The organism is Thermomonospora cellulosilytica, assembly GCF_014138835.1.
GTDB classification, from domain to species: domain Bacteria; phylum Actinomycetota; class Actinomycetes; order Streptosporangiales; family Streptosporangiaceae; genus Thermomonospora; species Thermomonospora amylolytica.
The window spans coordinates 2,568,558-2,590,606 of sequence record NZ_JACJII010000001.1; the positions used below are offsets into that span (position 1 = coordinate 2,568,558).

A 22,049-nucleotide genomic window follows, 5' to 3' on the forward strand; every position below is an offset into this window, starting at 1 on the left:
CCGGTCTACGATCAGGGCGTGCCGCCACGATCGTTCGACAGCGACCGGCGCGCCACCGCCGCCCAGGCGGTGCGCGGGCTGGTCGGCATGGGCGCGCTGGCCGGGGTGCTGGTGGCGCTGCTGGCGTTGCCGCTGGTCGGCACCGCCGGGGTGAGCGCGCGGGACGGGGCCGACTGGTTCCAGCGGGAGCCGGCCGGTCTCAGCCTGACGCCGTCGCCGCAGCGGTCGCGGATCCTGGCCGCCGACGGGTCCACCATCGCCACGTTCTACTACCAGAACCGCGTCGAGGTGCGCCTCGACCAGGTCGCGCCGATCGCCCGCAAGGCGGTGCTGGCCATCGAGGACAGCCGGTTCTACGAGCACGGCGCGCTGGACACCCGCGGCACCCTGCGGGCGCTGGTCAGCAACCTGAACTCCGGCGAGGTCACCCAGGGCGGCTCCGGCATCACCCAGCAGTACGTCAAGAACCTGCTGCTGGAACAGGCCGACACCGAGGCCGAGCAGCGCCGGGCGCTGGAGGTCACCCCCGCCCGCAAGATCAACGAGCTGCGGTACGCGGTGGCGCTGGAGAAGCGGCTGTCCAAGGACGAGATCCTGCGGCGCTACCTCAACATCGCCTACTTCGGGGACGGGGCGTACGGGATCGAGGCCGCCGCCCGCCGCTACTTCTCCAAGTCCGCCGAGGACCTGGACCTGGCCGAGGCCGCCACCCTCGCCGGCGTCGTGCGCAACCCCAACGCCTACAACCCCCGGCTGCACCCCGGCACCGCCCGCAAGCGCCGCGACCTGGTGCTGAACCGGATGGTCGAGCTGGGCTGGATCGAGCAGGAGCAGGCCCGCCGGGCCGCCGCCGACCCGATCGAGCTGGACATCACCGAGACCCCCAACGGCTGCACCGAGAGCAGGGCCCCGTTCTTCTGCGACTACGTGCAGCGGGAGATCCTCACCAACCCGGTGTTCGGCAGGACCGCCAAGGAACGCGAGCGCCTGCTCAAACAGGGCGGGCTGACCATCCGCACCACGCTGGACCCGCAGACCCAGCGGGCCGCGCAGCGCGCCGTCGACCGGCATGTGCCGCCGAAGAACTCCGCCGGCAAGGCCGCCGCCGAGGTACTCATCGAACCGGGCACCGGAAAGATCAAGGGGATGGTGGTCGACCGCAAGCTCGGCCCCAACTCCGAACGCGGCAAGACCTGGATCAACTTCGCCGCCGACGCCAGCCACGGCTCCAGCATCGGCATGCAGGCCGGGTCCACCTTCAAGGCGTTCACGCTGGCGGCGGCGCTGGAGGAGGGCATGCCGTTCGGCACCCGGCTGATGGCGCCGCACCGGTTCACCCCCACCGGCTACGAGAACTGCGACGGGGAGTCGGTCGGCGACCCCTCCGTCGGCCTGCGCAACTCCGCCGAGAGCGAGGGCGGGCGCAGCTTCAGCCTGGTCACCGGCACCCACCACTCGGTCAACACGTTCTTCCTGGCGCTGCAGCGCGAGGTGGGGCTGTGCGACACCGTGGAGATGGCCGAACGGCTCGGCATGAAGCGGGCCGACGGCAAGCCGCTGGAGCAGGTCCCCTCGTTCACGCTCGGCGCCAACACCGTGTCGCCGCTGCGGCTGGCCGCCGCCTACGCCGCGTTCGCCGCCCGCGGCGAGTACTGCAAGCCGATCGCCATCACCTCCATCACCCACAGCAGCGGCAGGAAGCTGAAGGTGCCGTCCGCCGACTGCAAGCAGGTGATGGACGAGGGCGTCGCCGACGCCGTCAACTACGTGCTGCAGGGCGTGCTGACCCGCGGCACCGCCCGCGGGCTGGGCATCGGCCGGCCGGCGGCGGGCAAGACCGGCACCGTCGACGACTACTCGGCCGCCTGGTTCGCCGGTTACACCCCGGAACTGGCGGCGGCGGTGTGGGTCGGCGACCCGCGCGGCGGCTACAAGTACCCGATGTCCAGCCTGTGCATGGACGGCCGCTGCTACGGGCCGGTGTTCGGCGCCACCATCCCCGCCCCGATCTGGCACGACAGCATGATCGGTGCGCTGTCGGGCCGTGCCGCGAGCGCCTTCCACCGGCCGCCCTCCCGGTACTTCAGCCGGGGCAGCGGCGAGGACCGGATCAGGGTCCCGGACGTGCGCGGGATGCGGCTGTCGGCCGCCATCGCCCGGCTGCGCGCCGCCGGGTTCACCGTGGACGTCGGCGACGAGGTCGACTCCACCGTGCCCGAGGGCCGGGTCGCCGAGATCGAGCCCGGGCCGGGCACCGCGCACGAGCCCGGCACGACCGTGACGATCCGGCCCAGCAGCGGGCGGCCCGAGGAGGACGTCCCCGAGGACGCATTCCCCGACGAACCGCGGGACCCGTTCCCGTTCCCGGACGGACCCGAGGACCCGCCGATCCCCGACTGACCCGTTGTTCTGGGGGGGCGACCCCCAGACCCCGAAGGGCGGGTCAGGCGATCCTCGCTCCGCAGAGCTCCGCTGCGGTCGCCTGACCCGGCTAGGAGATCGGGAGCAGCACCTGGAAGCGGGTGTCGCCGGGGCGGGACTCGACCCGGATGTCGCCGCCGTGCCGGTCCACCACGATCCGCCAGGAGATGTCCAGGCCCAGCCCGGTGCCCTCGCCGACCGGCTTGGTGGTGAAGAACGGGGTGAAGATCCGCTCCAGGTTCTCCTCGGGGATCCCCGGGCCGGTGTCGGCGATCTCCACCAGCGCCCGGTCGCCCTCCCGGGCGGTGCGGACCGTCAGCGTGCCCGACCCGCCCATCGCGTACAGGGCGTTGTCGATCAGGTTGGTCCACACCTGGTTCAGCTCGGCCGCGTACACGGTGATCTGCGGCAGGTCCGGGTCGTAGGAGGTCCGCACCCGCACCCCGTCGCCGATCTTGCGCTTCATCATGGTCAGCGTGCTGTCCAGCAGCTCCCGCAGGTCGACCGGGCGGTTGGCGGCGCGGTCGAGCTGGGAGTACTGGCGGGCCGAGCCGAGCAGCGCGGTGATCCGGGTGAGCGCGTCGGTGATCTCCTCCTGGAGCTGGCCGACCTCCAGCGCCACCGCCAGCCAGCGCAGCGCCAGCGGCAGGTGCTCGGCGCCGACCAGGGTGTTCACCTCGTCGATGTCGGCGGGTTCGAAACCCGCCGACACCAGGATCGGGGCCAGCTCCCACGCGTCCTGGACGCCGAGCGAGTCCAGCCGTTCGCCCAGCTCGTCCTCGGCGTCGCTGACCTGCAACGGGGTGCGGGAGGCGGCCTGCGCGGCGCGCTTGGCGAGCCTTTCGGGGGCCATCACCAGCTCGCTGAGCCGGTGGCAGTCCACCCCGCGCACGGCCAGCTTGGCCAGCAGCTGCTGCGCGGAGATCATCCGGTCGCCCAGCTCGGCGTTGGCGCGGGCGGCCGCCGCGGCGGGGTTGTTGAGCTCGTGGGTGAGCCCGGCGGTGATGGTGCCCAGCGCGGTCAGCCGTTCCCGCTGGTCGACGAGCTGCTTGGCGTTGCTCATGCCGAAGAACAGGCCCTCCAGCAGATGCCGGCCCATCGGGAACCACGCGGCGACGATGTGCGCGAACTTGCGGGCCGGCAGCGCGAACAGCCTGGTGCGGGCCAGCGTCCGCAGCGTGTTCTGGTAGCGCTGCTCGATCCGGTCGCCCAGGTACGCCTGGGTGGCGCCGCCGTACACTCCGGGCCGGCTGCCGCGGGTCAGCTCCACCTCGTGGCCCTGGACGTTCTTGGTCAGCGCGATCTCGCCGTCCAGCAGCACGTACAGGTACTCGGCGGGGTCGCCCTGGCGGCACACCTCGCTGTCGGGCTCGTACTCGTGGACGCGGCCGTACTCGGCCAGCACCCCCAGCTGCTCGTCGGTCAGCCCCTCGAACAGGAACAGCGGGCGCAGCTCGTCGATCGCGATCTTCGTGCCCATCACGCCTTCTCCAGATAGCGGTGCACCAGCGCGACGGCCATCGCCCCGTCCCCGACCGCCGAGGCCACCCGTTTCATCGACTCGGCCCGTACGTCCCCGGCCGCGAACACGCCCGGCATGCTGGTCTCCAGGTGGTACGGCTGGCGGTGCAGCGGCCAGCCCGCGGGACGGCGGCCCCCGGCCACCAGGTCCGGGCCGGTCAGGACGAAGCCGCGCTCGTCCCGTTCCACCACGCCCTCCAGCCACTCGGTGTGCGGCTGCGCGCCGATGAAGACGAACAGGTACTGGGCGTCGACCGTGCGCTCGCCCTCGGGGGTGCGCAGCACCAGCCGTTCCAGATGGTCCCCGCCCTCGGCGGCGGCGACCTCGGTGTGCGGGTGCACCTCGATGTCGTCGATGCCCTCGATCTGCTGGATCAGGTAGTGCGACATCGACTTCTCCAGGCCCTCGGAGCGGATCAGGATGTGCACCTTCTTGGCGGACCTGGCCAGGTGGACGGCGGCCTGCTCGGCGGAGTTGGCCCCGCCGACCACGTAGACCTCCTGCCCGGCGCACGCCGGCGCCTCGGTCAGCGCCGCCCCGTAGTAGACGCCCCGGCCGACCAGGTCCTCCAGGCCGGGGGCGGTCAGCCGGCGGTAGCTGACGCCCATCGCCAGGATCACCGCGTGCGCGGCGATCTCCCGCCCGTCCGCCAGCCGCACCACCCGCGCCCGCCCGCGCGCCTCCAGGCCGGTGATGGGGCAGGCGGTCAGCAGCTCGGCCCCGAACTTGACCGCCTGCCGCCGGGCCCGGTCGGCCAGCTGGGAGCCGGACACCCCGTCGGGGAAGCCCAGGTAGTTCTCGATCCGCGAGCTCTGCCCGGCCTGGCCGCCGGTGGCGTGCCGTTCCACCAGCAGGGTCCGCAGCCCCTCCGACGCCCCGTACACGGCCGCGCCCAGCCCGCCCGGCCCGCCGCCGACCACCACCAGGTCGTAGAAGTCGGCGTCCGGCGTGGTGGACAGGCCCACCGCGGCGGCCAGTTCCGCGTCCGCCGGGGCCTGCAGGATGGTGCCGTCCGAGGTCACCACCAGCGGCAGCCGGCAGCCGCCCCCGGCCGCCGCCAGCAGCGGGGCGGCCTCGGGGTCCTCGTCCAGCATCCACGTGTACGGCACCTGGTTGCGCGCCAGGAAGTCGCGGATCTCGTACGACCGGGCCGACCAGCGGTGCCCGATCACCCGCAGTTCCTCGGGTCGCTCCCGGTCCTGCCGCAGCCAGGCGTCCAGTTGCGCGTCGATCACCGGATAGAACTTCTCCTCCGGCGGGTTCCACGGCTTGAGCAGGTAGTGGTCCAGGTCCACCACGTTGATCGCGCGGATCGCCGCGTCGGTGTCGGCGTAGGCGGTCAGCAGCACCCGGCGGGCGAACGGATACAGGTCCATCGCCTGCTCCAGGAACTCCACCCCGGTCATCTCCGGCATCCGGTGGTCGGCGACCAGCACCGCCGCCTCGTCCCCGCGCAGCCGCATCTCCTTCAGCGTCTCCAGCGCCTGCGGTCCCGACTCGGCCCGCACGATCCGGTACGACTCGGCGTACCGGCGGCGCAGGTCCCTCGCGACGGCCCGGGACACCCCGGGATCGTCGTCCACCGTCAGGATCACCGGTTTGGACACCTGGTCCCCTTCCCCTCCGTCCCGCCCTGTCCCGATCGCAGCGTACGGGGTGCGACGGGGATCGGCATGCCCCCCGTACCGGCTCCGACCCCCCGATTGACCGCGTTCCTGCAGGGAACGCCACACCTGCACCAGGTATCGCCAGAACGGGGGACGACCACCATGAGCGCCGCCGACGACACCGATCGTCTTCGCGCCCGGCTGCACGAGATCGAGATCGACCTGGCCGCCCTGCGCGCCCAGCGCGGCGCCCCCACCGGCGAGCCCCAGGACTTCGGCGACGCCGGCGAGGACCTGGCCGCCCGTGAGGAACAGGCCACGATGATCGCCAACCTGGAGGCCGCCCGGGACCGCCTCAGGGCCCGACTCGGGGAGGCGTGATCCTTGTGGGGGGAGACCCCCACACCCCCGCACGCGGATCCGGGCATCCTCGCCGCCGCTTCCGCTCGCCTGGCGGCTCGCTCCAGCGGCGTCGGCTGCGGTGCCCGGACCGCGCTCAGCCGTCCGGAGCTCCGCCTGGGGGCTCCGCTCCGGCCGACTGAGGATCGGGCGGTCCCGGGGTGCCGTGGAAGCTCTGGGGGCTCCGCCCCCAGACCCCCGGACGATCATCTGTTGGGGGCTGTACGGTGACCGGTGATGACAGCCCCCTTGGATCCGATCGCGGAAGCCCGCCGGCAGTGGCTGCGCCGGTGGCCCGAACATGCTGAGCACATGGCGGCGATCACCTCGGTGATGCGGGTGCAGCAGATCCTGCTGGGGGAGGTGGAGCGGGCGCTCAAGCCGTACGGGCTGACGTTCGCCAGTTACGAGGCGCTGGTGCTGCTGCACTTCAGCCGGGCCGGGCGGCTGCCGCTGGGGAAGATGGGCGAGCGGCTGATGGTGCATCCGACCAGCATCACCAACACGATCGACCGGCTGCAGGCGGCGGGGCTGGTGCGGCGGGTGCCGGATCCGGCGGACCGGCGGCGGGTGCTGGCGGAGATCAGCGAACGGGGGCACAAGGTGGCGGTGGAGGCCACCGAGGTGCTGAACGGGATCTCGTTCGGGCTGGGCGCGCTGTCGGAGCAGGACGCGGTGCGCCTCAGCGGGCTGCTGCGCGGGATCCGGCGGGCGGCCGGGGACTTCGGGCCCGAGGTCGCCGATCCGTGGGCCAGCCCGGCGGGCTGACGTCTTCTTTGCCTTTTCGGCCCCTCGTTGTGTGGACGGCAGATAGTTGGACGTCCTACTATTTTGGACATGGGTACCCTGCACCGTCCTGAGCACCATGTCCGGTTCGTCACCGCGGCGGCGCTGTTCGACGGCCACGACGCGGCGATCAACATCATGCGGCGGATCCTGCAGTCGCAGGGCGCCGAGGTGATCCACCTGGGGCACAACCGCTCGGTCGCCGAGATCGTCGAGGCGGCGATCCAGGAGGACGTGCAGGGCGTGGCGATCAGCTCCTACCAGGGCGGCCATGTCGAGTTCTTCCGCTACCTGGTGGACCTGCTGGCCGAGCGCGGCGCCGGGCACGTCAAGGTGTACGGCGGGGGCGGCGGCGTGATCGTGCCCGAGGAGATCGAGGAGCTGCACCGGCACGGGGTGGCGCGGATCTTCTCGCCCGAGGACGGGCAGCGGCTCGGGCTGGCCGGGATGATCAACACGATGATCGCCGCCTGCGACGTGGACCTTGCGGCGCAGCCCGGCGAGGCGTTCGGCGAGGCGCTGACCACGGGCGACGTACGGGCGCTGGCGCGGGCCATCACGGTCATCGAGGCGGGGAAGGCGAGCGAGGACGACCTGCGGGCGGTCCGGGAGGCCGCCGGCCGCCGCCAGGTGCCGGTGCTGGGGATCACCGGGACCGGCGGGTCGGGCAAGTCCTCGCTGACCGACGAGCTGGTGCGCCGGTTCCGGCTGGACACCGAGGACAAGCTGCGGATCGCGGTGATCGCCATCGACCCGACCCGGCGCCGCAGCGGCGGGGCGCTGCTGGGCGACCGGATCCGGATGAACTCCCTGGACGGCCACACCGTCTACTTCCGCTCGCTGGCCACCCGGGGCGCCCACGAGCTGCCCGAGCACCTGCCCGACGTGATCGCCGCGTGCAAGGCCGCCGGGCACGACCTGGTGATCGTGGAGACCCCGGGCATCGGCCAGGGCGACGCCGCGATCGTGCCGTACGCCGACGTCAGGCTGTACGTGATGACGCCGGAGTTCGGCGCGGCCTCCCAGCTCGAGAAGATCGACATGCTGGACTTCGCCGACGCGGTGGCGATCAACAAGTTCGAACGGCGCGGCGCCGAGGACGCGCTGCGCGACGTGCGCCGCCAGCTCGTGCGCAACCGGGAGGCGTTCGGGGCCAAGCCGGAGGACATGCCGGTGTTCGGCACCATCGCCGCCCGCTTCAACGACGACGGGGTCACCGCCCTCTACCAGGAGCTGCGCGAACGGCTCGCCGACCACGGCCTGCCGTACGCGCCCGGCGCGCTGCCCCGGGTGACGGCCAAGGTGTCGTCGAAGATCCAGGCGATCATCCCGCCGGAGCGTTCCGGCTACCTGGCCGAGATCGCCCGCACCGTGCGGGACTACCACGCCGAGACCGCCGCGCAGGCCGAGCTGGTGCGCCGCCGCCAGCGGCTGCGGACCGCCCGCGAGCTGGTCGCCGCCAGCGGCGGGAGCACCGCCGACCTGGACCGGCTGCTCGCCGAGACCGAGGAGCGGATCGGCGAGGAGGCCCGCACCCTGCTGGAGCGCTGGCCGCACATCCGCGACGACTACTCCCGCGACGAACTGGTGGTCCGGGTCCGCGACAAGGAGATCCACACCCCGCTGTGGCGGGAGACCCTGTCGGGCAGCCGCATCCCGCGGGTGGCGCTGCCGAGGCTGTCCGACGACGGCGACCTGCTGCGCTTCCTGCGGTCGGAGAACCTGCCGGGCTTCTTCCCGTTCACCGCCGGGGTGTTCCCGTTCAAGCGGGCCGACGAGGACCCGACCCGGATGTTCGCCGGGGAGGGCGACGCGTACCGCACCAACCGGCGGTTCAAGAGGCTGTCGGAGGGGATGCCGGCGGCGCGGCTGTCCACCGCGTTCGACTCGGTCACCCTCTACGGCCACGACCCGGCCGAACGCCCCGACATCTACGGCAAGATCGGCACGTCCGGGGTGTCGATCGCGACGCTGGAGGACATGAAGGCGCTCTACGACGGGTTCGACCTGAGCGCCCCGACCACCTCGGTGTCGATGACGATCAACGGGCCGGCCCCGACGATCCTGGCGTTCTTCCTCAACACCGCGATCGACCAGGCCGTCGACCGGTTCACCGCCGAGAACGGCCGCCCGCCGAGCGAGGAGGAGGCCGCCACCCTGCGCGCCCGGGTGCTGCACACGGTGCGCGGCACGGTGCAGGCCGACATCCTCAAGGAGGACCAGGGCCAGAACACCTGCATCTTCTCCACCGAGTTCAGCCTGCGGATGATGGCCGACATCCAGGAGTGGTTCGTCCGCAACGGCGTCCGCAACTTCTACTCGGTGTCGATCTCCGGCTACCACATCGCCGAGGCCGGGGCGAACCCCATCACCCAGCTCGCGTTCACGCTGGCCAACGGCTTCACCTACGTGGAGGCGTACCTGGCGCGCGGCATGCACATCGACGACTTCGCCCACAACCTGTCGTTCTTCTTCTCCAACGGCATGGACCCCGAGTACTCGGTGCTGGGGCGGGTGGCCCGCCGGATCTGGGCGATCGCCATGCGCGAGCGGTACGGCGCGAGCGAGCGCGGCCAGAAGCTCAAGTACCACGTCCAGACCTCGGGCCGGTCGCTGCACGCCCAGGAGATGGACTTCAACGACATCCGCACCACGCTGCAGGCCCTGATCGCCATCTACGACAACTGCAACAGCCTGCACACCAACGCCTACGACGAGGCGATCACCACCCCCACCGAGGAGTCGGTGCGCCGCGCCCTGGCCATCCAGCTGATCATCAACAAGGAGTGGGGCCTGGCCAGGAACGAGAACCCCAACCAGGGCTCGTTCATCATCGACGAGCTGACCGACCTGGTGGAGGAGGCCGTGCTGGCCGAGTTCGAGCGGCTCAGCGAGCGCGGCGGGGTGCTCGGCGCGATGGAGACCGGCTACCAGCGGGGCCGCATCCAGGACGAGTCGATGCTGTACGAGCAGCGCAAGCACGACGGCAGCCTGCCGATCATCGGCGTCAACACCTTCACCCGGCCGGACGGCGCCGAGGACGGGCGCGGCCCGCTGGAGCTGTCCCGCGCCACCGAGGCGGAGAAGCAGGGTCAGTTGCGCCGCCTGGCCGAGTTCCACGCCGCGCACTCCGACGAGGCCCCCGCCGCCCTGCGCCGCCTCCGCGAGGCCGCCATGTCGGGCGAGAACGCCTTCGCCGTCCTGATGGACGCCGCCCGCGTCTGCTCCCTCGGCCAGATCACCGAGACCCTCTTCGAGGCCGGCGGCCAGTACCGCAGGAACGTGTAGTTTTGCCGCGCGTGTTCATGGCCGCGCCTCCGGCGCGGCGGCTCGCGGGCCTTTGGACGCGTGGTCGTTCGTCGTCGCGGTTCAAGATCGCTCGTTCCTCGCGATCTTGAACCGCTCCTCCTCACGACCACGCGAGCCCGCTCGCGGTGGCCTTCAGGACCCTTGGTGCAGGGCCGGAGGGCTGTCGGGTGCGAGGTCTTGGGGACGGCCGGGTGGGGTTTCAGTGGGTTCGGGTGAGGTGGAAGTAGAGGATGTCGGGTTGGCCCTTGGCGTCCATGGCGCCGACGACGAGGTCGTCGGTGACGCGGCGGAAGTGGTCGATGATGGGCCGCTGGTCGTAGATCATGGCGGCGGAGACCGTGCCGCGGAAGGAGACCTCGCGGAGGCGGGCCAGGCCGAGTTTCTCGTAGGAGTACAGGGAGCCGTCGGCGGAACGGCACAGCAGGGGTTCGACGTGGTCCGGGCCGGTGAAGCGCTTGCCGTACCAGTTCATGCCGAGCAGCATCCCGGCCAGGGCGTCGTGGTCGTTGAACAGGCCGCCCCGCCAGGTGCCCAGCATGAAGTCGCAGGTCACCGGCTGGAGCCGGGCGAAGAGGGGGTCCACCTCGTCGCGGGAGCACTCCTGGCCGGATCCGACGATCTTCGCGAGTCGCTGTTCCGCGTTCATGCACCGACACTAGAATCGGGTTCGGTTTAAGGTCAACCGGGAGACGAGGATGGCGCTGCGCGACGACACGGGGGCCGCGGTGGCCCCGCCGGACCGGGTGCGGCGGGTGGTGTCGCTGGTGCCGTCGCTGACCGAGGCGGTGGCCGCGACCGATCCCGGGCTGCTGGTCGGCGCCACCGACTGGTGCACGCATCCGGCCGGCCTGGACGTCGTCCGGGTGCGCGGCACCAAGAACCCCGACCTGGACCGCATCCTCGCGCTGCGCCCCGATCTGGTGGTGGCCAACGAGGAGGAGAACCGCGCCTCCGACCTGGCCGCCCTGCGCGAGGCCGGGATCTGCGTGTGGGTGACCGTCGTCCGCACCCTCGACCAGGCCCTGGTCTCGCTGCGGCGGATGCTCGCCGAGGCGTGCGGGCTGCCCGTTCCGGCGTGGCTGGAGGAGGCCGAACGGGTGTGGGCGGCGCAGCCGGAGCCGGAACGCCGCCGGAGCGCGGTGATCCCGGTGTGGCGGCGGCCGTGGATGGTGGTGGGCCGCGACACCTTCGCCGGCGACGTGCTGGCCCGGCTCGGCGTGGACAACCTGTACGCCGGTCACTCCGAGCGCTACCCCAGGATCCCGCTGGAGGAACTGGTCGCGGCGCGGCCCGACGTGGTGGTGCTGCCCGACGAGCCGTACCGGTTCACCGCCGACGACGGCCCCGAGAGCTTCCCCGGCATCCCCTGCGCCCTGGTCAGCGGGCGTCATCTGACCTGGTACGGACCGTCGCTGGTGACCGCGCCCGACGTGCTGCGCGCCCAGCTCGCCAAGGAGGCCCCGTGAAGATCACCGCCGCCGTGCTGCGCGATCCGGCCGGGCCGCCGGCGCTGGAGGAGACCGAGCTGGCCGAGCCCCGCGCCGACGAGGTGCTGGTCCGCGTCGTCGCGGCGGGGATCTGCCACACCGACCTGGTCGCCATGGCGGGCCACGACCCGGCGCTGCCGCCGCTGGTGCCCGGCCACGAGGGCGCGGGGGTCGTGGAGGCGGTCGGCGAGGACGTGGAGGCGGTCCAGCCCGGCGACCACGTGGTGATCAGCTTCGGCTGGTGCGGCCTGTGCCCGGCCTGCTGCCAGGGCCGGATGGCGTACTGCGCGAATCTGGTGGCCCTCAACTACACCGGGCTGCGGCTGGACGGCAGCACCGCCATGACCCGGGACGGCGCGCCGATCCGGGGGCACTTCTTCGGCCAGTCGTCCTGGGCGACCCACTCCCTGACCACCGAGCGCAACGTGGTGCGGGTGCCTCAGGAGGTGCCGTTCGAATACCTCGCGCCGCTGGGCTGCGGCGTGCAGACCGGCGCGGGGGCGGTGCTGAACGTCCTGCGGCCCCGCAGGGGCTCCACGATCGCGGTCCACGGCACCGGCGGCGTGGGCCTGGCCGCCGTGATGGCGGCCGGGATCGCGGGCTGCTCGCGGATCGTCGCCGTGGACCCCGACCCGCGCCGCCGCAAGCTCGCCGAGGCCCTCGGCGCCACCGACCTGGTGGACCCCGCCGAGGGCGACCCGGCGAAGACGATCGTGGAGCTGACCGGCGGCGGCGTCGAGCACGCCGTCGAGTGCGTCGGCCGGCCCGAGGCGGTCCGGGCGGCGGTGGCGTCGCTGGCCGCTCCCGGCATGTGCGTCACGGTCGGGTTCCGCGGCGGCGCCAACCCGGTCGAGCTGGACCAGACGATGCTGATGATGGGCCGCGGGATCCGCGGCTCCATCGAGGGCGACGCGATCCCGCAGCGCTTCGTCCCCCGGCTGATCGAGCACCATCTGGCCGGTGACCTGCCGGTGGAGCGGCTGGTGCGGACCTACTCGTTCGCCGACGTGAACGAGGCGATCGCCGCCGCCCGCACCGGCGAGGCGGTCAAGCCGGTGCTGGTGCTGCCCTGACCGGTCCTAGTCGGTCTCGGTGTTCACGCCCCAGCGCTCCCGCAGCGTCCGGTCGGCCAGCCCGAACAGCTGGTCCACCAGCACGCCGATGATCAGGATGACGATCATCACCGAGATCATCCGTTCGGTGTCGGACAGCTCGCGGGCGAAGTGCAGCAGGGTGCCCACCGACTGGGTGTCGCCGATGATCACCAGCAGCTCGCCGGCCATCAGGCTGCGCCAGGCGAACGCCCAGCCCTGCTTGAGCCCGGCCACGAACGACGGCAGCGAGGCCGGCAGGATCAGGTGCCGGTACAGCGCGAGGCCGCGCAGCCCCATCACCTTGCCGGCCCGCAGCAGGATCGGCGGGGTGTAGTCCACGCCCGCGATCAGCCCGTTGGCGATGGACGGTGCCGCGCCCAGCACCACCACGAACAGGATCGCCGACTCGCTGAGCTGGAACAGCAGGATGGCCAGCGGGAACCAGGCGATCGACGGCATCGTCTGCAGCCCGGTGATCAGCGATCCGAACGCCCGCCGGGCGATCTTGGACCGGGACACCACCGCCCCGATCGCCGTGCCGATCACGATGGCCACCGCGAACCCGACCGCGGCGCGCCGCATGGTCAGCCCGACCGCCGCCCAGAACGACCCGTCGGTGACCACCCGCCAGAACTCCGGCAGCACCTGGCGCGGGCCGGGCAGCACCCACGGCTCCTTCCAGCCGCTGAGCACCACCAGCTCCCAGGCGCCGACCGCGATGGCGACCGCGGCCAGCATCGGCCAGGCCGCCGACCACAGCCGGGCCGGCAGGCCGCGCCTGGTCCCGGCCGTCAGCTGCAGCGCGTCCAGCCCGGCCAGCTGCCGGTCCACGTCGGGCGTCCTGCGCGTCTCAACCGCCATGACGGCCCACCTCCTCGCGCAGGCGGTCGGTGATCCGCCCGGCCAGCGTGGCGACCTCGGCGGAGTCGATCCGCCGGGGCCGCTCGATCGGCACGTCGAACTCGGCGACCACCCGGCCCGGGCGGCTGCTCAGCAGCACCACCCGGTCGCCGAGCCGGACCGCCTCGCGCACGTTGTGGGTGACGAACAGCACGGTCAGCCCGCGTTCCCGCCACACCCGTTCGATCTCGTCGTGCAGCAGGTCGCGGGTCATCGCGTCCAGCGCCCCGAACGGCTCGTCCATCAGCAGCACGGTGTGCCCGGCGCCGGTGTCGTCGACGGTCAGGGCCAGCGCGCGGGCCAGCGCCACCCGCTGCCGCATCCCGCCGGACAGCTGGTGCGGGCGGCGCCTGCCGAAGCCGCTCAGGCGCATGGAGTCCAGCAGCTCGGCGGCCCGGCGGCGGCGGTCGGCCTTGGGCACGCCGCGCTGGCGCAGCGCCAGTTCGACGTTCCCGGCCACGGTGAGCCAGGGGAACAGCGCGGGCTCCTGGAACATCACCGCCACCCGGGCCCCGCCCACGTCGATCCGTCCGGCGCTGACCTTGTCCAGGTCGGCGACCAGGTTGAGCAGGGTGCTCTTGCCGCATCCGGAGGCGCCCAGCAGGCAGACGAACTCCCCGGGCGCGACCTGCAGGGACACGTTGTCCAGGGCCAGCAGGGCGCCGTCACCGGACCCGAAGGCCTTGGACACGCCCTCCAGCCGGACCGCCGCGGTCGTGGGTGCGCTCATTTCGCCTGGACCTGCTCCTTCCCGGCTGCCTTGAGGACCTCGTTGAGCAGGGTGAGGTCGTAGATCCCGTTCAGGTCCACCGGCTCCAGCAGCCCGACGGCCTCGGCGTTCTTGGCCCCGGTGAGCAGCGAGGACGCCACCGGGTCGGTGGTGAAGGTGATGTTCTGGAACGCCGCGTCCAGCACCTCGCCGGAGATCGGCTTGCCGGACAGCCTGGTGAGCTGGTTGTTGACCGACTTCTTGGCCTCCTCGGGGTTGGCGTTGATGAAGTCGGTGACCTCGACGGTGGCCGCGATCAGCTTGCGCACCGTCTCGGGGTTCTCCTCGGCGAAGTCGGCCCGCACGATCAGGTGGGTGACCACGAACTTGCCGCCCGGCCACAGGTCCTTCTCGTCGACCAGCTTCTTGCCGCCGGCCTCCAGGATCAGCCGCGAGGCGAACGGCTCGGGCACCCAGGCGCCGTCGATGGTGCCCTGCTCGAAGGTCTCGATGGTCTGCGAGTTCTCCTGCGGGACGATCTTGACGTCGCCGCTGCCGTCCTTGTTGGCGGTCAGGCCCTGGGACTTGAGGTAGGAGCGCGCCGCCACGTCCTGGGTGTTGCCGAGCTGCGGGGTGGCGATCTTCTTGCCCTTGAGGTCCTGCACCGACTTGATCTCGGGCTTGACCACCAGCGCCGCGCCGCCCGAGGCCGCGCCGGAGATGATCCTGATGCCCTGGCCCTTGGACTTGGCCCAGGCGTTGATGGCCGGGTTGGGACCGATGAACGTGGCGTCGACGCCCTTGGCGAACAGGGCCTCGACCGCCGAGGGTCCCGCGTTGAAGGTGGCGGTCTGCGGGGCGGTGCCCAGATGCTTGGCGAAGATCCCCCTGTCCACCCCGACCAGCGCGGTCGCGTGCGTGATGTTGGGGAAGAAGCCGAGCTTGAGCTGCCCGGAGCCGCCTTCCTCGGAGTCGCCGCCGCATGCCGTCAGCGTCCCCGCGCCGGCGAACAGCAGGAGGGCGACGGCGGCGGTGCGCCGCTTCAGCGTGCGTAGCATTTCGCGAGTATCCCTACTAAACATGTCTGTTTGGCTTCACAAGTAGACATGGTGGGACGCCTGCCGGTCAAGTCGCTTGCCGGCCGGCCACCCGTGGCGTCAAGCCGGAGGTCAGGCGGCCACGGCGGAGCGAGGATCGCCTGATCCCCTCTGCGGGGGTCTGGGAGTCGCCCCCCGGAAGCAACAGGTCATGCCCGCAATGTCCGATGCGGCGAGCCCTTGGAGCGGCCCGCCCCCGGCCCCGATAGGCTCTGGAACCGGACCAGCTGAGCCGTGACACCAGGGAGTGATCCGTGTCCTCGATCGAGGCAGTGTTCGCTCGGGAGATCCTCGACTCCCGTGGAAACCCCACCGTCGAGGTCGAGGTGCTCCTCGACGACGGAACCGAGGCCCGCGCCGCGGTGCCCTCCGGCGCGTCCACCGGCCAGTTCGAGGCCGTGGAACTGCGCGACGGCGGGGAGCGCTACGGCGGCAAGGGCGTGGAGAAGGCGGTCAAGGCCGTCAACGACGAGATCGACGAGGCGCTGGTCGGCTATCTGGCCAGCGACCAGCGGGTGATCGACCAGCGGCTGATCGACCTGGACGGCACCCCGGGCAAGTCCCGGCTCGGCGCCAACGCGATCCTGGGCGTCTCGCTGGCCGTCGCCAAGGCCGCCGCCGAGTCCGCCGAACTGCCGCTGTTCCGCTACGTCGGCGGCCCCAACGCGCACCTGCTGCCGGTGCCGATGATGAACATCCTGAACGGCGGCGCGCACGCCGACACCAACGTGGACATCCAGGAGTTCATGATCGCCCCGATCGGCGCGGGCACCTTCCGCGAGGCGCTGCGCTGGGGCGCGGAGGTCTACCACGCGCTCAAGTCCGTGCTCAAGGGCCGCGGACTGGCCACCGGCCTGGGCGACGAGGGCGGCTTCGCCCCCGACCTGCCCAGCAACCGGGACGCCCTCGACCTGATCATGGAGGCGATCCGGCAGGCCGGCTTCACCCCCGGCCGGGACGTCGCGCTGGCCCTGGACGTGGCCGCCACCGAGTTCTGCTCCGACGGGGTGTACGCGTTCGAGGGCGGCAAGCGCAGCGCCGAGGAGATGGGCGCCTACTACGCCGAGCTCGCCGACGCGTACCCGCTGCTGTCCATCGAGGACCCCCTCGACGAGGAGGACTGGGACGGCTGGCGCGCGCTGACCGACCGGCTCGGCGACCGGCTCCAGCTCGTCGGCGACGACCTGTTCGTCACCAACCCCGAGCGGCTGCGCCGTGGCATCGACGCCGCCACCGCCAACGCCCTGCTGGTCAAGGTCAACCAGATCGGCACCCTCACCGAGACCCTGGACGCGGTCGCGCTGGCCCACTCCAGCGGCTACCGCTGCATGATGAGCCACCGGTCCGGCGAGACCGAGGACACCACCATCGCCGACCTGGCGGTGGCCACCAACTGCGGCCAGATCAAGACCGGCGCCCCCGCCCGCAGCGACCGGGTCGCCAAGTACAACCAGCTGCTGCGCATCGAGGAACTGCTCGGCGACGCGGCCCGCTACGCCGGCGCCGCCGCGTTCCCGCGCTTCGACTGGAACGGCTGACCGCCCGCCGTGCCGGACACGCGCGGCCCCCGGGCCGCCGGCGACGTCCCCGATGACGACGACCGGCGGCCCCGCGGCCATCTGACCGGCCGGGCGGCCATCCTGGCGCTGGTGGTGTGCGCGATCGCGCTCACCCTGGCCTACCCTGTGCGCGAGTACATCGCCCAGCGCCAGGAGATCGCCGAGCTGCGCCACCGCGAACGCCTCGCCCAGCGGGAGGTGGAACGGCTCGCCGAGCACAGGCGGCGGCTGTCCGACGAGGCGTACATCAAGCGCGAGGCGCGGCGGCGGCTGCACTACTGCATGCCGGGGGAGAAGTGCTACGTGGTGCTGGACGGCGGCGCCGACGACGCCCCCCAGCAGACCGGCCCCGCCCGCAAGCCCCCCTGGTACGAGACGCTGTGGCGGTCGGTGGAGGCCGCCGACCGCCCCTGACCGGCCGCCCGCCGGCCGATTGCGAGGAAGGTGTGACCGACCGACGCCAGGACGGGCCCGCCCCCGCGGACCTGGCCGCCGTCGCCGAGCAGCTCGGCCGCACGCCGCGCGGGGTCCGCGCGGTGGCGCACCGCTGCCCGTGCGGGCTGCCCGACGTGATCGAGACCGCCCCGCGGTTGCCCGACGGCACCCCGTTCCCCACGCTGTACTACCTGACCTGCCCCAAGGCGGCGTCGGCGATCGGCACCCTGGAGGCCGGCGGCACCATGCGCCGGATGCAGGAGCGGCTGGCCGAGGACCCCGAGCTGGCCGAACGGTACGCCGCCGCGCACGCCGACTACGTGCGGCGCCGGGACGAGGCGGCGCACGAGGACGGCATCGAGCCGCTGCCGCCCGGCACCCAGAGCGCCGGCGGCATGCCCGAGCGGGTCAAGTGCCTGCACGCGCTGGTCGCCCACGAGCTGGCCGCGCCCGGCGTCAACCCGTTCGGCCGCGAGGCCCTGGACGCCCTGCCGGAGTGGTGGCGGGGCGGCCCCTGCGTACGCGTCGAGCAGGAAGGTGGAGATCGATGACCCGGGTGGCGGCCGTCGACTGCGGGACCAACTCGGTCCGCCTGCTGATCGCCGACATCGCCGGCGGCAGGCTGACCGACCTGGAACGCCGGATGGAGATCGTCCGGCTCGGCGAGGGCGTGGACCGCACCGGGCGGCTGGCCCCGCAGGCGCTGGAGCGCACCTTCACCGCGATGCGCGGCTACGCCAAGCTGATCGACCAGCACGGGGCCGAGCGGGTCCGGGTCGCGGCCACCAGCGCCACCCGCGACGCCGCCAACCGGGACGAGTTCGTCGCCGGGGTGCTGGACGTCTTCGGGGTCGAGCCGGAGGTGATCACCGGGGACGAGGAGGCGGAGCTGTCGTTCCTGGGGGCCACCCGGGAACTGGCCGAGCTGCGCCCGCCGCGTCCCTACCTGGTGGTGGACATCGGCGGCGGCTCGACGGAGTTCGTGCTGGGCTCCTCGCACGCGCAGGCCGCCCGGTCGGTCAACATCGGCTGCGTCCGGATGACCGAACGGCACGTCCGCCCCGGCCAGGCCGAGCCGGGCGCGCCGCCCGCCCCCGAGCAGATCGCCGCCGCGGTCGCCGACATCGACGCCGCGCTGGCCGCCGTCCGCGAGACCGTCCCGGTGGACGAGGCCCGCACGCTGGTCGGGCTGGCCGGATCGGTGACCACGGTGGCGGGGATCGCGCTCGGCCTGGCCGAGTACGACCCCGGCCGGATCCACCTGTCCCGGATCACCGCCGCTCAGGTCCACCAGGTCACCCGCGACCTGCTGCGGATGACGCACGACGAGCGGGCGGCCATCGGGGTGATGCATCCCGGCCGGGTCGACGTGATCGGCATGGGCGCGCTGATCCTGGACCGGATCATGCGCGAGTACGGGTTCGGCGCGGTGGTGGTCAGCGAGCACGACATCCTGGACGGACTGGCCTGGTCGCTGGTCTGAGGGGCGGACGACCGCGGTAGAGCGAGCTTCACGGGGATCCGGGGGCCCGTCCCCTCGGGGGGGCGGCTCAGCGCTTCAGCTCGGCCAGCAGCGCCGGGATGATCACCGCGTTCGGGTTCTGCTGCGGGACGTAGAGCACCGGGGCCTCGGTGCCGGCCTGGTGCAGCCACACCTTGCCCTCCCGGATGCTCGCGCCGCCGACCGCGGTCCAGCCCAGCGAGACCCGCCCGCCGTTCAGCCCGCCGGGATGCACGCCCAGCCCGGCGCCCACGTCGATCCGCTCCCCGGCCCGCACCCGCCCGGCCAGCTCGGCGACCAGCCGCGGCTCGACATGGGACCGGCACAGCTCCACCAGCCGGTTCCACAGGTCCTCCTGGTCGCAGACCACCTCGACGCGCGGCCCGCCGTGGAACGGCTCGCGCCCCACCTGGAACACCCACTGGCCCTGCCCGGTCGGCCAGTACGCCACCCATTCGACGACCGCCCAGACCATCGAGGCGCTGCCGTAGGCGATGCCCTGCCGGTCGGCGTGCAGGCGGTATCCGCGCACGTCCGCGACCACCGCGTCGGCGGCGGGCTGCTGCGCCTGTTGCGGCTGTTGCGGCTGCGGCGCCTGCTGCGGTTCGGGCGGGTGGACGTGCTCGGTCCAGCGCTGCCCGTCCCACCACCGCAGGCGGCCCGAACCGTGGGGATCGGAGTACCAGCCCGGCTGACTCAACGCGCACCTCCGAGCACCGGCGACTCGCTTGATCGTATCCTCCGCCGGACCCGTGCAAACGGTGTTCCGCCCGGCCCGGCCGGCGGGTTCCCGGCGCATGCGAGGATCGGTCCGTGACCTCCGCCAACGCCCCCTTCGTTCCTCCGGGTTCGGGATGGCCCGGCGACCCGGCCACTCCCGCCACCCCCGTCGCGCACACCCCCGACGAGGTCCGCGCCCTGGCCGCCGAAGCCCCCACCCTGCACGAGCTGTGCGCCCGCCAGTCGGTGTGCCGGGCCTGCCCGCGGCTGGTGGAGTGGCGGGAGCAGGTCGCGGTGCGGCGCCGCCGGGCGTACGCCGACCAGGAGTACTGGGGCCGCCCGGTGCCGGGCTGGGGCGACGAGGAGCCCCGCGTCCTGATCGTCGGGCTGGCCCCGGCCGCCCACGGCGGCAACCGCACCGGCCGGATCTTCACCGGGGACCGCAGCGGCGACTGGCTGTTCGCGTCCCTGCACCGCACGGGCCTGGCGGCGCGGCCGACCAGCGTCCACGCCGCCGACGGCCAGCGCCTGCTCGGCGCCCGGATGGCGGCCACCGTCCGGTGCGCCCCGCCCGACAACAAGCCCACCCCGGCCGAACGCGCCGCCTGCCTGCCGTGGCTGGAACGCGAGGTCGCCGAGGCCGCCGGGTCCGTCCGGGTGGTCGTCGCGCTCGGCGGCTACGCCTGGCAGGGGATGTGGCCGGCGCTGCGGAAGGCGGGCTACGGCCTGCCGCGCCCGCGCCCGGCGTTCGGCCACGGCGCCGAGGTGCCGCTGATCCCGCCGGAGGGGACGCCGTTCGACCGGGTGACGCTGCTGGGCTGCTACCACCCCAGCCAGCAGAACACGTTCACCGGCCGGGTCACCGAGGAGATGCTGGACGCCGTGTTCGGCCGCGCCCGCCGCCTCGCGGAGTGAGGTGCGGGCCGGGTCAGGGCCTTGCCCAGCGGTACGGAACCGCTGGGCGCCCCCGTCGGGCCCTGACCCGCCGGCATCCCCCGCTCGCCAGATGAGATGCGGCCGTGCCCGGTGTGGTTCGCGAGATCGGCGGGTTTCTTCCGGATCTTCCCGTGCGGCCCGTACGACGGGGATCACGTGACACCTCCCATGCGGGGGGTACCGGACCCGCATGTCTGATACGCGCACGCGCAAGACCACACGGATCCTCGTCGTCGGCGGTGGTTATGTCGGCATGTACACCGCGCTGCGGCTGCAGCGCCGGCTCCGCCGGGAGATCTCCCGGGGCCAGGTGCAGATCACCGTCGTCGAACCCCAGTCGTACATGACCTACCACCCGTTCCTGCCCGAGGCGGCGGCCGGCAACCTGGAGCCCCGGCACGTCGTCGCCCCCCTGCGGCGGGTGCTGCACCGCTGCACCCTGCTGAACGGCCGGGTGCTGCGGATCGACCACGCCGCCCGGCGCGCCACCGTCCGCGTGGTGGGCGCCGAACTGCACGAGGACGGCGACCGCGAGGTCCCCTACGACAGGCTGGTGGTGGCGGTCGGCTCCATCTCCCGGACGCTGCCGATCCCCGGGCTGGCCGAGTGCGGCATCGGCTTCAAGAGCCTCGGCGAGGCCATCTACCTGCGCAACCACGTGCTGGCCCAGATGGACATCGCGGCGTCCACCCAGCGCGCGGACATCCGCCGCCGGGCGCTGACGTTCGTGTTCGTCGGCGGCGGGTTCGCCGGCGTGGAGGCGCTGGGCGAACTGGAGGACATGGCCCGCGACGCCTGCCGGTGGTACCCGAACATCGACGCCGGCGACATGCGCTGGGTGCTGGTGGAGGCCACCGGCCGGATCCTGCCGGAGGTCGGCGCGGAGATGGGCCGGTGGACCGTGGAGGCGCTGCGCCGCCGCGGCATCGAGGTCAGGCTGAACACCCAGCTCAAGTCCGCCGAGAACGGCCGCATCACGCTCAGCGACGGCGAGGAGTTCGACGCCGGGACGCTGGTGTGGACCGCCGGGGTCAAGCCCCACCCGCTGCTGCGGGACACCGACCTGCCGCTGGACGAGCGCGGCCGGGTCAGGGTCGGCGCGGACCTGGTGGTGGTCGGGCTGGACGGGGTGTACGCCGCCGGGGACAACGCCGCGGTGCCCGACCTGACCAAGCCCGGCGAGTTCACCGCGCCCAACGCCCAGCACGCCGTCCGGCAGGCCCGCAGGCTGGCCGACAACCTGGTGGCCGACCTGCGCGGCAGGCCCCGCCGGCCGTACAAGCACGCCTACGCCGGGTCGGTGGCCGGGCTGGGACTTTACAAGGGTGTGGCGAACGTCTACGGGATCAAGCTCAAGGGATTGCCCGCCTGGTTCCTGCACCGGACTTACCATCTGTCTCGGATGCCGACGGTCAACCGCAAGGCCAGGGTGACCGCGGACTGGACGCTGGCGACGTTCTTCCGCCGTGAGATCGTCTCCATGGGGGAGATCCACCGCCCGCGGGAGGAGTTCTCGCTGGCGGCGGGACGCCGGGAGCCCTCGCTCCGGCGCTGACAGGAAGGTGGG

The 22,049-nt window shown here is 72.7% G+C and carries 19 protein-coding genes; 12 read left to right on the forward strand and 7 right to left on the reverse strand.

Translation table 11 applies throughout. From position 1 onward, the window contains the following. Positions 1 to 18 precede the first annotated feature (18 nt). Entirely contained in the window at positions 19 to 2,400 is a 2,382-nt protein-coding gene (locus HNR21_RS12185) for a penicillin-binding protein (protein WP_157995761.1), read from the forward strand. 91 nt (positions 2,401 to 2,491) lie between these two features. Here HNR21_RS12185 and HNR21_RS12190 read toward each other — a convergent pair whose 3' ends face one another. Continuing rightward, on the reverse strand, positions 2,492 to 3,901 hold the full coding sequence (locus tag HNR21_RS12190) for an ATP-binding protein (RefSeq protein WP_119727288.1): 1,410 nt from the start codon (positions 3,899 to 3,901) through the stop codon (positions 2,492 to 2,494). Then, positions 3,901 to 5,550, reverse strand: a complete 1,650-nt coding sequence (locus HNR21_RS12195) for an NAD(P)/FAD-dependent oxidoreductase (RefSeq protein WP_312880997.1) — start codon at positions 5,548 to 5,550, stop codon at positions 3,901 to 3,903. The genes HNR21_RS12190 and HNR21_RS12195 overlap by 1 nt, the downstream gene beginning before the upstream one ends. Positions 5,551 to 5,712: 162 nt before the next feature. On the opposite strand from HNR21_RS12195, the gene HNR21_RS35185 reads away from it, so the two are divergent. The 3 genes from HNR21_RS35185 to icmF all read left to right on the forward strand — a co-directional run bounded on the left by HNR21_RS35185 (position 5,713) and on the right by icmF (position 10,023). Beyond that, a complete protein-coding gene (locus tag HNR21_RS35185) occupies positions 5,713 to 5,931 on the forward strand; it encodes a hypothetical protein (protein ID WP_246442113.1) in 219 nt (72 codons plus the stop codon). A gap of 255 nt (positions 5,932 to 6,186) precedes the next feature. Then, complete coding sequence (locus HNR21_RS12200) at positions 6,187 to 6,717, forward strand: MarR family winged helix-turn-helix transcriptional regulator (protein WP_182705282.1); 531 nt, start codon at positions 6,187 to 6,189, stop codon at positions 6,715 to 6,717. Between the two features lie 69 nt (positions 6,718 to 6,786). After that, positions 6,787 to 10,023 carry a fused isobutyryl-CoA mutase/GTPase IcmF gene (gene icmF, locus HNR21_RS12205; RefSeq protein ID WP_182705283.1) on the forward strand — a complete coding sequence of 1,079 codons (3,237 nt, stop codon included), beginning with the start codon at positions 6,787 to 6,789 and terminating at the stop codon, positions 10,021 to 10,023. Between the two features lie 220 nt (positions 10,024 to 10,243). Here the strand turns inward: icmF and HNR21_RS12210 are convergent, their stop codons facing one another. Continuing rightward, entirely contained in the window at positions 10,244 to 10,690 is a 447-nt protein-coding gene (locus HNR21_RS12210) for a DUF4334 domain-containing protein (protein WP_182705284.1), read from the reverse strand. 49 nt (positions 10,691 to 10,739) lie between these two features. Between HNR21_RS12210 and HNR21_RS12215 the strand changes: the two genes are divergently transcribed. Beyond that, positions 10,740 to 11,510, forward strand: a complete 771-nt coding sequence (locus HNR21_RS12215) for a helical backbone metal receptor (RefSeq protein ID WP_182705285.1) — start codon at positions 10,740 to 10,742, stop codon at positions 11,508 to 11,510. Beyond that, a complete protein-coding gene (locus HNR21_RS12220; protein ID WP_182705286.1) occupies positions 11,507 to 12,604 on the forward strand; it encodes an NAD(P)-dependent alcohol dehydrogenase in 1,098 nt (365 codons plus the stop codon). The genes HNR21_RS12215 and HNR21_RS12220 overlap by 4 nt, the downstream gene beginning before the upstream one ends. A 6-nt stretch (positions 12,605 to 12,610) precedes the next feature. Here the strand turns inward: HNR21_RS12220 and HNR21_RS12225 are convergent, their stop codons facing one another. The 3 genes from HNR21_RS12225 to HNR21_RS12235 are packed head-to-tail and all read right to left on the reverse strand — an operon-like array spanning position 12,611 to position 15,292. After that, a complete protein-coding gene (locus HNR21_RS12225) occupies positions 12,611 to 13,486 on the reverse strand; it encodes an ABC transporter permease (RefSeq protein ID WP_182705287.1) in 876 nt (291 codons plus the stop codon). After that, positions 13,476 to 14,255 (reverse strand): ABC transporter ATP-binding protein, encoded by a 780-nt coding sequence (locus HNR21_RS12230; RefSeq protein WP_119727296.1) that lies wholly within the window; start codon positions 14,253 to 14,255, stop codon positions 13,476 to 13,478. The genes HNR21_RS12225 and HNR21_RS12230 overlap by 11 nt, the downstream gene beginning before the upstream one ends. Continuing rightward, on the reverse strand, positions 14,252 to 15,292 hold the full coding sequence (locus HNR21_RS12235) for an ABC transporter substrate-binding protein (RefSeq protein ID WP_182705288.1): 1,041 nt from the start codon (positions 15,290 to 15,292) through the stop codon (positions 14,252 to 14,254). Before HNR21_RS12235 ends, HNR21_RS12230 begins: the two co-directional genes overlap by 4 nt. Positions 15,293 to 15,585: 293 nt before the next feature. Here HNR21_RS12235 and eno point away from each other — a divergent pair, with 293 nt between their 5' ends. The 4 genes from eno to HNR21_RS12255 are packed head-to-tail and all read left to right on the forward strand — an operon-like array spanning position 15,586 to position 18,808. Continuing rightward, positions 15,586 to 16,869 carry a phosphopyruvate hydratase gene (gene eno / locus HNR21_RS12240; protein WP_182705289.1) on the forward strand — a complete coding sequence of 428 codons (1,284 nt, stop codon included), beginning with the start codon at positions 15,586 to 15,588 and terminating at the stop codon, positions 16,867 to 16,869. Between the two features lie 9 nt (positions 16,870 to 16,878). Continuing rightward, positions 16,879 to 17,304, forward strand: a complete 426-nt coding sequence (locus HNR21_RS12245) for an FtsB family cell division protein (protein ID WP_312880999.1) — start codon at positions 16,879 to 16,881, stop codon at positions 17,302 to 17,304. A gap of 32 nt (positions 17,305 to 17,336) precedes the next feature. Continuing rightward, entirely contained in the window at positions 17,337 to 17,876 is a 540-nt protein-coding gene (locus tag HNR21_RS12250; protein ID WP_182705290.1) for a DUF501 domain-containing protein, read from the forward strand. Then, positions 17,873 to 18,808, forward strand: coding sequence for a Ppx/GppA phosphatase family protein (locus HNR21_RS12255; RefSeq protein WP_182705291.1), 936 nt, complete (start codon positions 17,873 to 17,875; stop codon positions 18,806 to 18,808). The genes HNR21_RS12250 and HNR21_RS12255 overlap by 4 nt, the downstream gene beginning before the upstream one ends. Positions 18,809 to 18,875: 67 nt before the next feature. On the opposite strand, the gene HNR21_RS12260 is transcribed toward HNR21_RS12255, so the two are convergent. Continuing rightward, positions 18,876 to 19,526, reverse strand: coding sequence for a DUF2510 domain-containing protein (locus tag HNR21_RS12260; RefSeq protein WP_220500135.1), 651 nt, complete (start codon positions 19,524 to 19,526; stop codon positions 18,876 to 18,878). A gap of 113 nt (positions 19,527 to 19,639) precedes the next feature. On the opposite strand from HNR21_RS12260, the gene HNR21_RS12265 reads away from it, so the two are divergent. Both HNR21_RS12265 and HNR21_RS12270 read left to right on the forward strand, forming a co-directional pair. Further along, complete coding sequence (locus HNR21_RS12265) at positions 19,640 to 20,461, forward strand: uracil-DNA glycosylase (RefSeq protein ID WP_182705293.1); 822 nt, start codon at positions 19,640 to 19,642, stop codon at positions 20,459 to 20,461. A gap of 211 nt (positions 20,462 to 20,672) precedes the next feature. Then, positions 20,673 to 22,037, forward strand: coding sequence for an NAD(P)/FAD-dependent oxidoreductase (locus HNR21_RS12270; RefSeq protein ID WP_182705294.1), 1,365 nt, complete (start codon positions 20,673 to 20,675; stop codon positions 22,035 to 22,037). Positions 22,038 to 22,049 lie beyond the last annotated feature (12 nt).